Source organism: Candidatus Eisenbacteria bacterium (assembly GCA_016930695.1).
GTDB lineage: Bacteria > Orphanbacterota > Orphanbacteria > Orphanbacterales > Orphanbacteraceae > JAFGGD01.
Genome location: JAFGGD010000044.1, coordinates 23749 through 38634 on the forward strand (window position 1 = coordinate 23749; position 14886 = coordinate 38634).

General features: G+C 62.4%; 11 protein-coding genes and 1 tRNA gene. 9 read left to right on the top strand and 3 right to left on the bottom strand.

Features of this window, described 5'->3' with window-relative positions; genetic code table 11:
- Positions 1-22: 22 nt before the first annotated feature.
- Positions 23-1237 carry a hypothetical protein gene (locus JW958_10355; GenBank protein ID MBN1826659.1) on the bottom strand — a complete coding sequence of 405 codons (1215 nt, stop codon included), beginning with the start codon at positions 1235-1237 and terminating at the stop codon, positions 23-25.
- A 715-nt stretch (positions 1238-1952) separates the two neighbouring features.
- Between JW958_10355 and JW958_10360 the strand changes: the two genes are divergently transcribed.
- The 5 genes from JW958_10360 to JW958_10380 all read left to right on the top strand — a co-directional run bounded on the left by JW958_10360 (position 1953) and on the right by JW958_10380 (position 7456).
- Positions 1953-3530 (top strand): sodium:proton antiporter, encoded by a 1578-nt coding sequence (locus JW958_10360; GenBank protein ID MBN1826660.1) that lies wholly within the window; start codon positions 1953-1955, stop codon positions 3528-3530.
- Positions 3531-3554: 24 nt separating this feature from the next.
- Complete coding sequence (locus JW958_10365; protein MBN1826661.1) at positions 3555-4157, top strand: hypothetical protein; 603 nt, start codon at positions 3555-3557, stop codon at positions 4155-4157.
- 87 nt (positions 4158-4244) lie between these two features.
- Positions 4245-5981, top strand: a complete 1737-nt coding sequence (locus JW958_10370; GenBank protein ID MBN1826662.1) for a metallophosphoesterase — start codon at positions 4245-4247, stop codon at positions 5979-5981.
- A 358-nt stretch (positions 5982-6339) separates the two neighbouring features.
- On the top strand, positions 6340-7281 hold the full coding sequence (locus JW958_10375) for an alpha/beta hydrolase (protein MBN1826663.1): 942 nt from the start codon (positions 6340-6342) through the stop codon (positions 7279-7281).
- Between the two features lie 100 nt (positions 7282-7381).
- Positions 7382-7456, top strand: a tRNA-Glu gene (locus JW958_10380).
- A gap of 140 nt (positions 7457-7596) precedes the next feature.
- Here JW958_10380 and JW958_10385 read toward each other — a convergent pair.
- A complete protein-coding gene (locus tag JW958_10385) occupies positions 7597-7761 on the bottom strand; it encodes a hypothetical protein (GenBank protein ID MBN1826664.1) in 165 nt (54 codons plus the stop codon).
- Between the two features lie 239 nt (positions 7762-8000).
- Here JW958_10385 and JW958_10390 point away from each other — a divergent pair, with 239 nt between their 5' ends.
- The 4 genes from JW958_10390 (at position 8001) to JW958_10405 (ending at position 14265) form a co-directional block, all read left to right on the top strand.
- Positions 8001-8732: a hypothetical protein gene (locus JW958_10390; protein ID MBN1826665.1), complete on the top strand. Its 732-nt coding sequence runs from the start codon at positions 8001-8003 to the stop codon at positions 8730-8732.
- Between the two features lie 506 nt (positions 8733-9238).
- The gene (locus JW958_10395) at positions 9239-9811 is read left to right on the top strand and encodes a YfiR family protein (GenBank protein MBN1826666.1); all 573 of its coding nucleotides are present in this window, start codon (positions 9239-9241) and stop codon (positions 9809-9811) included.
- A gap of 42 nt (positions 9812-9853) precedes the next feature.
- On the top strand, positions 9854-11824 hold the full coding sequence (locus JW958_10400) for a TonB-dependent receptor (protein MBN1826667.1): 1971 nt from the start codon (positions 9854-9856) through the stop codon (positions 11822-11824).
- A gap of 23 nt (positions 11825-11847) precedes the next feature.
- A complete protein-coding gene (locus JW958_10405) occupies positions 11848-14265 on the top strand; it encodes a response regulator (GenBank protein MBN1826668.1) in 2418 nt (805 codons plus the stop codon).
- Positions 14266-14291: 26 nt separating this feature from the next.
- Here the strand turns inward: JW958_10405 and JW958_10410 are convergent, their stop codons facing one another.
- Positions 14292-14882, bottom strand: coding sequence for a hypothetical protein (locus JW958_10410; protein MBN1826669.1), 591 nt, complete (start codon positions 14880-14882; stop codon positions 14292-14294).
- Between the last annotated feature and the right edge of the window lie 4 nt (positions 14883-14886).

Sequence of the window (14886 nt, forward strand, 5' to 3'; positions counted from 1 at the left end):
ATCTGGTTACGAAAAAAGCCCTCTATCGCCAGAGCTGCTTCACCGCGCCCCAGGAGGCCTCCTCGGTCGACCGGGTTTTATTGTACGGTTCTTGGTCGTACTGCCGGAAGACGACCCACTCCTCCGGATCGCCCGGATCGGGACGGACGGTGAACTCCTGGCCGGAGGTGACGTGAAAGAGGGTTTCGCCATCCATGGACGTGGGATCATCCACCGCGACCAGGAGATCGATCGAGCAGACGATCCGGTACCATGGCTCGTCGGAGAAGGGGTCGTACCCCTCGAAGGACCCCGTCTCCACCCGCGAGGTGATGGCGGATATCGCGAGGTCGATCGATTCCACGCTCCGGACGTCTTCGTTTTCCCATCCGGAGAACATCCGCCCGGCGATACGCAGTTCATTCCCCAGATCCCACCACTCCACCGGACCGTCGGGGAAAAGGCCGGAAGGAGCCAACTCGAACACGTATTCCGGATCCAGGAAGGCGGCGTAGGCGGCGCTGTCCCGGGCGCTGTACGCCTCGGCGAAGCGCTCGATGAGGGCGCTCAACGAATCCGCCGGCGGGGGCATATTGGCGGGGTGGAAGAGGGATTTCACCGCGCCCCAGGAGGTTTCTTCCCTAGCGGTCCCTGAGCCCGCTTTGCCGTACGACTCCTGATCCTCCTGCCGGAAGAGAATCCAGCGGGTCCTGTCCTCCGGCGCCGGGCGGGCGACGAACTCCTGGTCGGAGGCGACCAGAAAGAGGGTGACACCGTCCGGGGAATGGGGGTTCTCCACTTCGACGCGGAGGTCGATCCACGCGGTCACCCGCCACCAGGTCTCCCCCGCCGGTTTCCCCGCGTAGGGAGTTTCGTCGACTTGTTTCGTAATATTGTAGAACGTCAGGCAGATGCTGTTTGTTCGCTGCCCGTTCTTGTTTGTACTGCCGGCGAACATATTACCGGCGATGGCGCACTCCGTCTTCTTCCCCCAGGTTGAATCGGTCCACCATCCGGGATTGATGTTGTCCGGGTCCAGGGCGAACACATACAACGAGTCGAGAAGGTCCGCGTAGTCCGTGCTGTCCTCTGTGTTGTAAGCATCTGCGAGAAGAACCACCAAGCTCTCCGGTGAGGCCGCTCCCCGCGGAGAGGGATCCGGATCTCCGCCGCCGACCGGGTTGTCGTCATCGTCGCAGCAGGGGAGGAAGAGGAGGGCGAGCGGAAAGAGCAGCGCGAAAAGGGCGGTCCGGCGCATGGGGGGCTCTCCTTGCATCTCCAGGGGAGGAGCGAAGGCGAAACATGGGCAATTCAAGGGCATAGTATCACGAAAGCGCTTTTCGTGGAAGGAGAAAGGTTTCAAGGAATTCCTCGTAACCAGATGAATTCCTCGTAACCAGATACCTCTTCGCGAAAAGGTATCTGGTTACGAAAGGTCGCCATCCCGGTACCAGACACTTTTTCCCTCCCTGCGGTCGGGAAAAGGAGAGTCAGGTACCGGGGTCGTACTCCCGCGGCCGGGTGGCGGCCACGGGCGCCCGCGAAGGGCGCGGCCACCGAGTGCGAAGGCGCGAATGGCCAGGCGCCCTCGCGGGCGGATGGCCGACAGGACCCGGCCGCGTTCCCGATTACGATTGCCCATGGCTATCGTTGTGGGGATCGATTTCGATAGCGATCCCGATCCCGATAGCGATAGTGATGGAAAGCTCTTCATGGTTTCATTTCCCGCGTACGGGTACGTGAACGGGAACATGTACGGAAAGAGGGCGAGGGGTACCGGAACCCTTTTCTCGTCGCTCCGCTCTTCGAAAAGAGATTCCGGTACCAAGGTCGTCCTCCCCGCGGACCGGTGGCGGCCGCGGGCCCGCGCTCTTGACGCTCCCCGGACCGGGTGCGACAATCGGCCCTTCTGTTGCGACCGAAAGGCCTTGAGGGGCGTGAGCCTCGTAACCGTAGAGGTGGAAATGGATTGCATGGTCAGACTCAACGGGGAACGCGTCCCCGGCGTCGGACGCGCGCTTCCGGCGCTCGCCCTGTTTCTGCTTTTGGTCTTCTCGCCGGCGCTCGTCTTCGCGGGCGGCGATCCTCATAATGGAGACGGCCACGCCGCCACCGCCGAGGAGCTCGCCGAAGCCCACGCCGCGGCCCCCGCCGGTGATCACACGGAGGCTCACGAAGCCCACGGCGGACACCACGGCCCACCCCTCGGCGAACGCCTCCCCCTCTGGAGCGTCATTCCCTTCATCGGGATCCTCCTCAGCATCGCCCTCGGGCCGCTTCTGGCGCCGCATCTCTGGCACCACCACTTCCCCAAGGTGAGCTTCGCCTGGGCGCTCATCTTCGCGATCCCCTTCCTGATCGTTTACAGGGGGCAGGCCTTTCACGAGATCCTGCACATCTATCTGGTCGACTACATTCCGTTCATTATTTTGCTATGGGCGCTCTTCACCGCCGCCGGCGGGATCGCGGTGAGCGGCCGTCTCCCCGGCACGCCGCTGGCGAACACCATCGCCATCGCCATAGGCACTTTCCTCGCCTCCTGGATCGGGACGACAGGCGCGTCGATGATCCTGATCCGTCCTCTCCTCCGGATGAACAAAGACCGGAAGCGAAAGGCTTACATCGTCATCTTCTTCATCTTTCTTGTCTCCAACATCGGCGGCTCGTTGACGCCTCTCGGCGATCCGCCCCTCTTCCTCGGTTTCCTGCACGGAGTTCCTTTTTTCTGGACGCTTCATCTGATCCCGATGATGGCCTTCGTCGTCGCGATCTTGCTGGCGGTTTTCTTCGTGATCGACACGCTGAACTACCGTAAGGAGAGAGAGCGGCTCGAAGAGGCCGCGGCCGCCGTGTCGGCGGCGCCCTTCAAGGTGGAGGGTCTCCGCAACCTGATTTTCCTCGGCGGGATCATGGCCGGGGTGCTCGTTTCCGGGCTCTGGAAGCCGGGGATCTCGGTGAACGCGCTCGGCGTCCACGTCCCGATCGAGAACATGTTGCGGGACGGGACGCTCCTCCTGATGGTGGTTCTCTCCCTCCGGTTCACGCCGAAGAAAATGCGCGAAATCAACGAGTTCACCTGGTTCCCGATCAAGGAGGTGGCCTACCTCTTCGCCGGGATCTTCATGTGCATCGTGCCGGCGCTCGCGATCCTGCGGGCCGGCGAGAACGGCGCTCTCGGCTTCCTCGTGCGGGCGGCGGAGAGCCCCGCGGATTACTTTTGGATCGCCGGCGGCCTCTCCAGCTTCCTGGACAACGCGCCGACGTACCTCACCTTCCTGAACACCGAACTCGGGAAGTTCTACACCGGCATGCCGGAGCTGGAGGCGGTGCACGCGCTGATCGCGGAGCACGCCATCTATCTGAAGGCGCTCTCCGTCGGCGCCGTTTTCATGGGCGCCAACACGTACATCGGCAACGCGCCCAACTTCATGGTCAAATCGATCGCCGAGGAGGCGGGCGTCCCGATGCCCAGTTTCTTCGGTTACATGCTCAAGTATTCGATACCGATCCTTATCCCGATCTTCCTACTGGTCATGTTCGTGTTCCTGTAGGCCGGGATTCACGGAGGCATAGTCATGGCGGATGCATATCGCGTGCTCCTCGTTCAAGGACCCTACCCGCTGGTGCGCGGGTTCATCTCCGGCTTTTTGACCGGAAAGGGGATCGGCGGGCGGGTGCACTACTGTGAAAAGGAGAAGCTCCATGTGGACGTGGGGGACGAGGGATTTACCGACCGTCTCAAAGAGTGGATCGGTCTCAAGGATTTCCTCGCCACGCCCGTCGTGATCGACGAGAGCCTGCACGGCCCGCTCGTGGAGGCGTTCCACAGCTCCCGGCACGACCTCTCCCTGTCGGTCAAGGTGGACGTTCCGGTGACCGGCGCCTCGTTCCGCGTCGATTTCCGTGTTTACTCGCCCGAGATGGGCGCCCAGGTCAAGGCGATGGTCGAGAATCCTCCGGCCGGCCTGTCGCTGGACGACGATTTTCGGTTGGAGGAAAAGAAGCATGAGGACGCCGCCGGCGTGGAAGCGTACGCGCCGGAGCACGCCTACGAGCTGCACGGCGAGGGGACGATCCACGGAGAGCTGGAGGCGCTGATCGCTTTCCGCGATCGGATCCGGGAGAACCCGCTCGTTCACTGCGAGCCGATCCGAATCGAGATCCGGAAGGGGAATTAGGGGCGTCCCCCTCTTTCCTCGGGTGCGCGTCTCCCGCTTTGGTGTTACATTGGAATCACCCTCCGGTGTTTTCCCACGGGTGAGCCGATGAACCTTCGCATCACTTTTCTTGTTGCGCTTCTCTCCGCGGCGGCGTTCGCGCACGGTTCCGCCGGGGCGTACGCCCTCGGCGACACGCTCACCGTGATCATGCGCCCCATCCTCACCGTGCCGACCATCCTCGCCGCGCGGGAGACGTTGGAGGTGACCGCCCTCGCGCCGCCGGAGACGGAAGGGTGGGAGGCGGCGCTCCTCCGGCCGCCCCGCGCCTTCCCTCTCGATACGGTCGCCGCGGCCTACGACACGGCGCTCGGGCGCTGGACGCTGCGCGCGGCGGTCCCGGCGGACACGCCGGAGGAGTTGTACGACCTCGTGCTCGTCGCGTCGGGGGGAGTGGCCGACACCGCTCGTCACGCCGTGAAGGTGCTCGCCTCCTATCCGGAGGAGTACACCGTTGTCCACGTCACCGACACGCACCTCCCCGGCCACACCTTCTGGCCTTTGCCGACCTGGGCGGGTGACGACACGGAGATGGACGACTTCCGCGAGGTGATCCGCGACATCAACCTGCTCGCGCCCGCCTTCGTGATCCACTCCGGCGATTACGTCAACGAAGGGGAGATGGAGGATTACAGCGGCTATCGCGCCTTTTCGCGCGCGCAGGAACTTCTCCTCGAGCTGGAAGTGCCGGTCTACGTGGTCGCCGGAAACCACGACGTGGGCGGCTGGCCGCACGCGCCCCCCTCGCAGGGGACGGCGCGGCGCAACTGGTGGCGCTTCTGCGGCTGGCCCTGGCTCGACGACCCGCCGGACGGTGTCCGCACGCAGGACTACTTCTTCGATTTCGGGCCGATCCGCTACATCGGGCTCGAGGCGTACATCAATTACGACGGCTGGCGGGGGGCGATCTACGGCGAGGACTCCTTCATCCCTTCGCAGATCGACTACTTAGACCAGGTGATCATCATGCGGCCGCTCGGTTCGAAAGTCGTCCTCTTCTATCACATGGATTTCAGCCAACAGCTCGGCGATCCGGGCGGGCGGGGGATCGATCTCGCCCTTTACGGGCACATCCACCGGAACAGTGGATCGGTGAACGATGCGCCGCCGGTGCTCGCCACGGACGCGGTGTGCGACGGGAGGCGAAGCTACCGTTTGATCCGCGTGCGGGGCGGGGACCAAATCACTCCCTGGGAGACGATCACCGCCGGTGGGCAGGGGGAGAACCTGGGGGTCCGCTTCAACATGCCGAACGACGGGAGACATGCGCGCAACGTGGCGACCATCGTGAACCGCCACGGGGTCGACATGCCCGACTGCGAGGTGCGTTTCGTGGCGCCGGCGTCGGGCGCGCCTTATCTGATCACCGGAGGGTCGACCGCGCGCGTCTTCGACGCGGACACGGCGCTGGTGGTGGTCGCGCGCGTCTCGGCGCGGGCGGAGGACAGCGTGCGCGTGGAGATCGAGCCGGGCGGCGCGGCCCCGGAGCCGCCCCCGCCGTCGGCAGCCTTCCGCCTCCTCGGCAACCGCCCCAACCCGTTCAACGGAACGACGAGGATCCGTCTCGAGATCCCCGAGCCGGGCGGGCGCGTCGAGATCGACCTGTTCGACGCGGCGGGGCGCTATCTCTTCCCCATCGCCCGCGGCCCCTTCTCCGACGGAGTCCACGAGGTTCCCTGGGACGGGACCGCCCCCTCCGGCGCGCGCGTGCCGAGCGGCGTCTACCTCTACCGCGCACGATTCGCCGGGGCGGAACGAACGGGGCGGATCGTCCTCGTCCATTAGCCCGGCGATCAGGATCCCCATCTACTGCGGTTTCATGCCACGGGCTGCGGAGTCCCTTCTCCTTCGCCGATTCCCTCATCGTGACTATGGCCACGACTCCGGGAATCGACTCGTCCGAAGGAACTCCTCGCCGCGCGTCATGAAACCTCGTAACGATGCGGATCCTGATCGACGGGCTTAATCCGGAATGAAAAGCCTGACGAGAGGGAAAGGAGGATGAGAATAACGATATCCGGAAAGGCTCCCTCTCCCGTCCTGATATTTCACGGGAGAGGGTAGGGTGAGGGTTCGTATTCTTCTTCGTTCAGCGGGCGAAAAACCTCTTCTCATCCCCGTGCGGAGATTTCACAATCGCGGCATGCGTCTATTCGTGGTCATCCTTCTCCTCCTCGTAGCTCTGCCGCTCCTTCTCTATCTGGGTCTCGTGCTCTACGCGGACGCGCGTTTGGGCCGCGCCGTCGATCGCGTCGATCGCGTCCGCCTGAAGAGCGTGATCACCGGTGTTCCGGAGGAGAGCGGAATCACGCCGGTCCGTCTCGGCGGCGCGGAGGGAGAGCGGGTGGAAGGCCTTCTTCTCCCGCCTCGGGAGGGGGAGGGCGCGCGCCTCGCGATCCTTCTCCTCGGCGGCGTGGGGACGGGGAAGGAGGCGGTCCGCCTTATCGATCCGATCCCCGGCGCGGCGGTTCTCTCGATCGATTATCCTCTAAAGGAAAAACTGCCGGGGAATCGTCTGCTCGACAAGGCGGCGTCCCTGCCGGGACTCGTGGGCGGCGCGGCGGAGAGCGCCCGCGCCTCGGCCCTCGCCCTCCGCTATCTGCGGGCACGGGAGGGGACGGAAAGGGTGGTGGTGGTCGGCGTCAGTCTCGGCGTCCCCTACGCCGCCCTCCTCGCCGCCCGTTGCGAGGAGGTCGACGCGGCCGCGCTCCTCCACGGCGGCGGCGATGTTTCCCGGATCGTCGCGCGCGCCCTCCCGATCCCGGAGCGGCTGCGCGGCTTCGGCGGAGACGCCCTCGGGCGGCTGATCGCCCCTCTCGATCCGGCCCGCTTCGCCGGCGCGATCTCCCCCCGGCCCCTTCTTCTGGTGAACGCCGAGGACGATCCGCGTATCCCGCCCCGGTCGATCCGCGCCCTCCACGACGCCGCGCGGGAGCCCAAAACGATCGTGATGCTCGAGGGGGGACACGTGCTCCCGGAGAAACGGGACCTTGTGAGGGGGCTCATGAAGATCACCCTCGAATGGCTCGCGGAACTCCATTTTTTGCAACGCGATGCGACCCCGCCCCCGCCGCCCGCCCCCTGATTTTCCCTCGATCCGTCCCCTCAAAAGGGCATTTTTCGGTTGCGCGTTTTCACCGGGTGCTCTTACACTTCATCAAGTACAGGGACCGAAGTCCAGCGGTGCCGCTATCGTCTAGGGGTTAGGACGCCTGGTTCTCAGCCAGGTAACCGGGGTTCGAATCCCCGTAGCGGTACCATTTTTGCCGGGCGGGGCATAAGCTCCGCCCCTTGTTTATTTTCAGCGAGTTCGATTCATCAAACGCACGAGTCGGTTCCTGTCCGCCCTTGTCGGTTCTCGTTTCATTCCAACAGGTTGGAGGTTCGAATCCCAGCTGGTTCACTCACCTGACGACGCTCTTGCGTTCTCCGCGCATCTGAGCAACAGCATCCCTAGGTCGAATAACTTGCGCAGTGCCTCGATTGCCTCCTTCTCGGTGATCTCTTCCCCGCGGACCGCGTACTGATTCCGCATCCACTCGACGTCTTCTCGTCGTATCTTCATTGAATCCTCCCGGGCTTGGTCCCCGGGAGAATGCTTGACGGATTAGACGAGTGTGCTTCAATACCAAACGGTATCCGCGATGGCGGAATAGGTAGACGCAGTGGGCGGGAACTTCGGTGACCGACCGCATATAATGCCATGCGGAGGCGGTGAAGAAACGGAAAGTTGATGAGCGGCACTTCACCATGCAGGGTGCAAATCCCTGCTCGCGGGTACAGGCTGTCGATAGGAGAGTACCTATGACGAAGGAATCATCTCCACCTACGCCACCGGGCTGGGGGAACGACTCCCTATCTGAGTACATCGACGTCGCGCGGCAGAACGTTTTCGCAACGTTCCACAACCTGAAACACATTTATGAGCGTCTGAGGGATATCTCTGGGGTCTTCAAAGAACTCGAAGCCCATCTCAACAATCCTAAAGAATGGTTCGCTGTCTTCTTTGTCGTCAGGGCGGAGTGTTCATATCTGTCGGCCGCCGAGCTAGCGCTGAGTGGAAAGGCCGTGGAAGCGTTTGTCGTCTTACGAGCCTGTCTTGAGGCAGCCTTGTACGGACTCTATCTGAGCCGGAATCCCGACAAGCAGGAAGTGTGGCTGCGGCGAGGTGAAGACGAAAAGGCCAGGAAAGCCTGCCGGAATGAGTTCACTTCTGGGCGGCTTCTTAGGTGTCTGAAAGAGGTCGATTCCGTGACTCACGATCGAGTCAAAAAGCTCTACGACATTTCCCTCGATTTTGGCGGCCACCCGAATGAGCTGGCGATCACGAGCATGCTCGAATCCGATACGGAGGACGGTCAGATCCACTTCAACCAGCTTTGCATGACCGACAACGATTACCGGTTGAGGCACGCCCTTGCGATGACGGCCAGAACAGGCATCTGCGTCCTGGATGTTTTTCGGAACGTGTTTTCAGAACGCTACGAGATTCTGGACTTGCCAGAGAAGATTGATGCTCTGAGGAAGGACCTATGACTCAGTGGCGGGCTTCAGCCACTTCTCTCTGACCGGTGGCGAAACCGCCCTCACTAGTGGCCTAAACGTCGCTAGATCAATCCGTTCGCATACTACGACCAGCTCGCCCCGGGTTCGAGTAAGCTCACGTGAGGTGTACCATTTTTATTCATAGACCCTTCGGCGGCGACGCCGGAGGGTTTATTGTATGCGGACCAAGTGGTTACGCCGCCGGGCGGCCGCTAGGCATCGCCTCTGCTCCTTACCCGGTCGCTCACACCGCTCGTCGCGGATGTTCGGGTCGTAGACGATGATCCTCCCGTGGTCGGCCGTCCATTTCTTCTCCGATTCGAGCCGAACCGAATCCGCGCCGCCGATGCTCCAACGCGCGGAAATTAACGGATTAACCCCGACAGCCGAAAAGTAGGTGAACCCCCGGAACAAGTTGAAACGGACGGGTGGGGGCTTTCTGCACAACAGGGGTGGACGGCCCCAAACGACGTCATGGGAAAGGCATCGGAATGCCGGTGATTCCACTCAGATTCTTTTCCGGCCGCCGGTTCAAGCCCGCGTTCGCCGTCGCGGCGTTTTCCCTCTGTATCCTGTCGGCGGACCGAATCCTCGCCGACCAGCAGCCGACCACGGAATTGCAGATCAAGGGCGCTTACCTCATGAACTTCGCCCGCCTGGTCACATGGCCCGAAGGCAGCTACCGGTCGGAAGACGATCCCACGATCATCGGCATACTCGGGGATGACCGGTTGCTGGAGATTCTCGATGACGCGCTCGAGACCCACCAGCCTCAGTCGCGCCCCATCGTTCTCCTGCGGATCGACTCTCTGGAACAGATTTCGCAGTGCCACTTGTTGTACGTGTCGCGAAAGACGGACAGATCTCTCGAGGAGATCCTGAAACGGGTTGACGGAAACCCCATCCTGACGGTCAGCGACATCGATGAGTTCACGAGCCGGGGCGGCGCCATAGGGCTGTTCCCCGACAAGGACCGCATAGGCATCGACATCAATCGCATCAGCGAACGTCGCGCCGAGCTGCAGATCAGTTCGCGATTGCTGCGGCTGGCGAGGAAGATCCTGGAGTAGCGATCCAATCTCGGAACGCCGGGAGTCGACGAGGAAAAGAGCATGAAACGAATCGGAACGGCAAGCGCAATCATCATCTCGCTCGCCTTGACAATCACGCCCGTCCGGGCGACGGATGGTGAAGAAGACATTTTCGACCTGTCCATCGAGGAGTTGACGCAGATCGTCATCACCTCCTCCAGGCGTCCCCAGGAAGCGAACCAAGCGGCAGCCAAGGTCTACGTCATAACGCGGCCCATGATCGCCGGGAGCGGAGCCACCAGTCTGGATCAGATCCTCCGCCGCGTCCCCGGTTTCCAGGTGAGGAACTGGCTGTGGGGATTCACCAACACGTCCGTACGCGGCCTGCTCGGCGGATCGCCCATCAACGAGAGGATGCTGTGGCTTGTGGACGGCGTGTCCATCAACGACGTGCGGGACGGCGGCATCTGGACCGATCTCACGGTGTTCCCCCTCGATATGATCGACCGCATCGAGGTTATGCCCGGGCCCCAGTCCTCGATGTATGGGAGCAACGCCTTTCAAGGCGTGATCAACATCATCACGTTACAGCCCGACGACGTGCCGGATGGCGGTGAGTTCAGCGCCGCGTACGGCCGTCACAACACGGTGATCAGCACGGTGGCGATTCCTACGATCCGAGGCGAGACCGCGTCGCTGCTGAGCGCGAGTTACATCGGAACGGACGAGCACCGAATCGTCTCGAATCATTCCGGCAAAAGAACTCTTCATGTGCGCGGAAAAACCCGGCGTGGTTCTTTGTCTCTCCATTACGGCGGGCGCCTGGCCGAGATCGCCTACCCGTCGGTCTTCACCTCTCCGTACAGTCTGTACTCCGAAACCAGGGACGAGCTCTACCTAAACATCAGGCGGGACATCGATCTGTCGGATGATCTGCGGCTCAGCATTCAGCCGAGCTTTCATCGCTGGCACGATCACTTCTTCGACTTCGGCGACGTCCCGGGATTGCAGTACGAACAGGTCTCCTACCGATTGGGGACCCTGGCTCAGCTCCACGGAAATGTGCGAGACGGTGACCGGATCACTCTCGGCGCTCTGATCTTCCGGGAAGATTACGACGGAAACGACTTCGCTCCGGAACGACAGGATCTGGCGGTGACCAAGCTGGAGGTATTCGGAGAATACGAGCTGAAGCTCGCCGACCGTTTGCGGATGTTTCTGGGCGCCAGCGCACACAACACTCCGGGTTTCGACGTAGACGAGGATGCTTCCCGCATCCACCCGCGCGCGTCGGCGTTGGTCGGCCTGACGGAAGATCTTCACTTCCGGGGCGTTTTTTCCACGGCATACCGGACACCCTCCTGGTGGCATCGCTACATCAACACCGTGGACGCGCGGGGCAACCCCGATCTTCACGCCGAGGAGTTGACAGGCTTTGAGTTCGGCCTCGATCAGGCCTTGCCGTCCGGTTCCATCTCGGCGACTTATTTTTCGCAGAAGGTGAATCATGGAATCCTGGAGATCTACGATCCGTCCCTCGCCAACCCGGATTACCTTCAATACGGCATTTTCGGAAAGTTCAACCCCATACAAACCGATGGCGAATTCAACCTCAAGGGTGTCGACATCAGCGCCACGCAGACCATCATCGCCGACCGGTGGTCCGCCGCCGGCTCCTATTCGTATCTCGATTCGCGGCAACCCGACGGAGAGAAGACCCCTTACGACTCGCGCCACAAATTCAACATATTCAACAATTTCCACGCAACAGACCGGCTCTCTTTGGACTACGGTGTCCACTATATCGGCGAGACAGAGGATGCCGAGATGGAGTTCGTCCCCGTAGATGCGAACAACCCCGACGCCGGAACGATTGGACGCCGTCCGGTTGACACCTACGTCATTCACGAGCTGTCCCTGGCGTACCGGTTCACGGGCGGATTCGAAGCCAAGCTTTCGTACTGGGGTTTGGGGCAGGAAGTATACGAGCAGTACCTCGGCTCGGAGCAGACGGGGAACCAATGGTTGTTCACGGTTAGGTATCCTCGATGACAGGTTCGGAGGAAAACCGAACAATGAACCAAAGACACCACGGTAAGCCGCATGTCGGGTTTTCGCTGCCGCGGGTGTTTCTGGATCTTTCCATCCGCAATAAGCTGCGGTGGATCGCTCTGTTGACCAGTCTGCTGGTCATTGTTCCTGTCAGCGCTATCTACATCTATATCGACTACGGCGCGACCACACGCGCCGTCGTCAACAATTTCCAGCTGACGGCCAGGATGGTGGGGAGCAACACCGCGGTCCCCATGCTGTTCGGAGATCGGAAGACCGCGAGCGAGATCCTGCAGGCTCTGGACCAGGACGATCGGGTTCTGGACGTCGTCCTTTACGACGCCGATGGAGAGATTTTCGCCGGGCGACAGGCCGACGAGGCCACCAGGGCGCTTCACGTCAATATGTTGGAGGGGAGCGCCGTCATCGAGGGCAATCTGGCGCATATCCACGAGCCGGTCACCTTCGAGGACCAATACCTGGGCACCATCTGCCTGAAGGCCGATCTCCGGGAACGGCGCAGCAAGATGATCAACAGCGTGATGATTCTCGTGATCCTGATCCCGCTGGCCACCACGCTGGCGTTTCTGGTCTTTTCCCGCATCCAGCGCGCGGTCACCATGCCGATCGAATCGTTGGCGGCCACGGCGCGGCTGGTCTCGGAGAGCACCGATTTCTCCCGGCGCGTGGAAAAAATCTGTCACGACGAAACCGGGGACATGGTGGACGCTTTCAACGAGATGCTTGTCCAGATCCAGAGGAAAACCGTGGCCAAGGAAAAGGCCGACTCCGCCAACCGCGCGAAAAGCGAGTTCCTGGCCAACATGAGCCATGAGATCCGTACGCCGATGAACGGCGTGATGGGCATGGCGTCGTTGCTTCTCGATACCAAGCTGGACCAAGAGCAGCGTGAGTGTTCCAACATCATCTATCGTTCCGCCGAATCGTTGATGACCATCCTGAACGACATCCTCGATTTTTCCCGGATAGAGGCGAATGAGATCGTCCTGGAAAATGAACCGTTCGACCTGCACGAGATGCTGGAGGACGTGGTCGAGCTTATGTCGAGCAAGGCTCGCGAACGATGTCTCGACCTGGATTTGGACTTTCAGGTGGACGCGCCGCGCCGGCTGCTGGGAGACGTCGGGCGCATACGGCAGATCATCGTCAACCTGTTGGGCAACGCCATCAAGTTCACGGAGGTCGGGCATGTCCGATTGACGGCGCGGACGGAAACGGGTCGAAACGCTCGGACGAAATGGCGGATCGCGGTCTCCGACACCGGTATCGGTATCGCCGAGTCGAAGATCGACAGACTGTTCGATCGTTTTTCCCAGGAGGACAGTTCCATTACGCGTCGCTTCGGGGGGACGGGTTTGGGCTTGGCCATCAGCAAGCATTTGGCGCGACTCATGGGTGGTGATATCACGGTGAAGACCGTCCAGGGCGAGGGATCGACCTTCTGCCTGTGCATGGAGCTTCCCGTTCATGCTGAGCAACCCGAGTCGATCCGGCTCCCGGCCGCGGCAACGGGCGCGCGGGTCCTGCTGGTGGAAGCGGGCGGATTCCGTCGTGGAGTGGTCGCTCGACAGTTGCTGGCGTTGGGGCTGAAAGTCGATGCCCACGCCTCGGCCGCCGCCGCCCTTACCGCATGGAGGGCCGCGGGGGCTGCTCCCTACCGGCTTCTGCTGATCGGATCACCGGGAGACGCCGCCGATGCCGAATCCCTCCTGGCGGCTGTTCGCGCCGACACGCCCGACCGCGGAACCGGAACGGCGGTGCTTCGGCTCGGTGAAGAGTGGGAATCCGCAAGTGAGCGGGAATCGTGGCGTGATGTGCCCGGCATCCCCGTGCCGTATAGGGAGACGCATCTCGTCCGTTCGTTGGTCGCCGCCCTGACCGGGCACGAGACGATCGACTCGACGCGCTCTCGCGATTTCGCCAAGGCGGTCGACGAAGACCCGCCCTCCACCGGGGAAGGGAGTCCGCAGCCGCTGGTTCTGCTGGTGGAAGACAACCCGATCAATCAGAAGGTCGCCGCGAGCGTTTTGCGCAAGCTGCACTACCGGGTGGTGTCGGCCGCCGACGGCCGCGAAGCTCTGGCTTTGGTTCAAGAACGCACTTTCAATATCGTGCTTATGGATTGCCATATGCCGGTGATGGACGGCTACGAATCGACGGCCGCCATCAGGGCGCTCCCCGGTCCGGCCGCCGACGTGCCCATCATCGCCCTGACGGCCAGCGTGATGCCCGAGGACCGGGAACGCGCCCTGGCGGCGGGAATGAACGATTTCCTCTGCAAGCCTTTTCATCGCAGACTTCTGGTGGGGATGCTCCGGCGATGGTGTCCTCGGGAAAATGCCGCACCGCCCGCCCGGAGTCACGCGCCCCGCCCCGGTCTTGCCGCCGGCATTCAATCGGAAGACACTCACTCCCGCTAAAGCGACACCTGATTTCACGGGGCGGATTATTCCTCGGCGGTCGCCGTCACGCGGCACGGAACGTCCAATCGGTTCTCCGCGCCGTGGTAGAGGAAGGCGTCGCCGTCGCCGTAGGAAAAGGGGATGAAGCGGATCTCGGCGGGGAAGAGCGCCCCTTCGGGGGATGCGGCGATGAGGGCGGCGAGGGAGTCGGGGGTGAGGTCGTCGTCGGCGATCCCCACGAGACGGCTCGCGGCGGTGTGGAAGCGGAAGGTGAGGCGGAGTTCGTCGTGAACGAAACAGGAGAGAACCAGTTCGTTCTTTGCGTCCGGCGCGCGCAGGAAGGGGCAATCGCCGCCGCCCCGCAAAGCCGCGCCCGGCCGGATCGTCTCGTTCAGTATGCGGAACGCCTCGGCCCTCGCCTCTCGCGCGCAGATGGAGCAGGAGTCGACGGCGCTCTCGGAGAGAAGGTCGAAGGCGGCGCGGGAGAGTTCGTCGAAGGGGAAGTCGGCGCGTTCCTCGGTTTGTTCGACGGCCGCGCCGGCGCCGGGCGAGGGGGCGGCGCGGGGGGGCGCGTTTCTCATCGCCCCGGAGCAGGCGAGAACGACCATCACCACGGCGCAGATCGATTCGCGCATCATT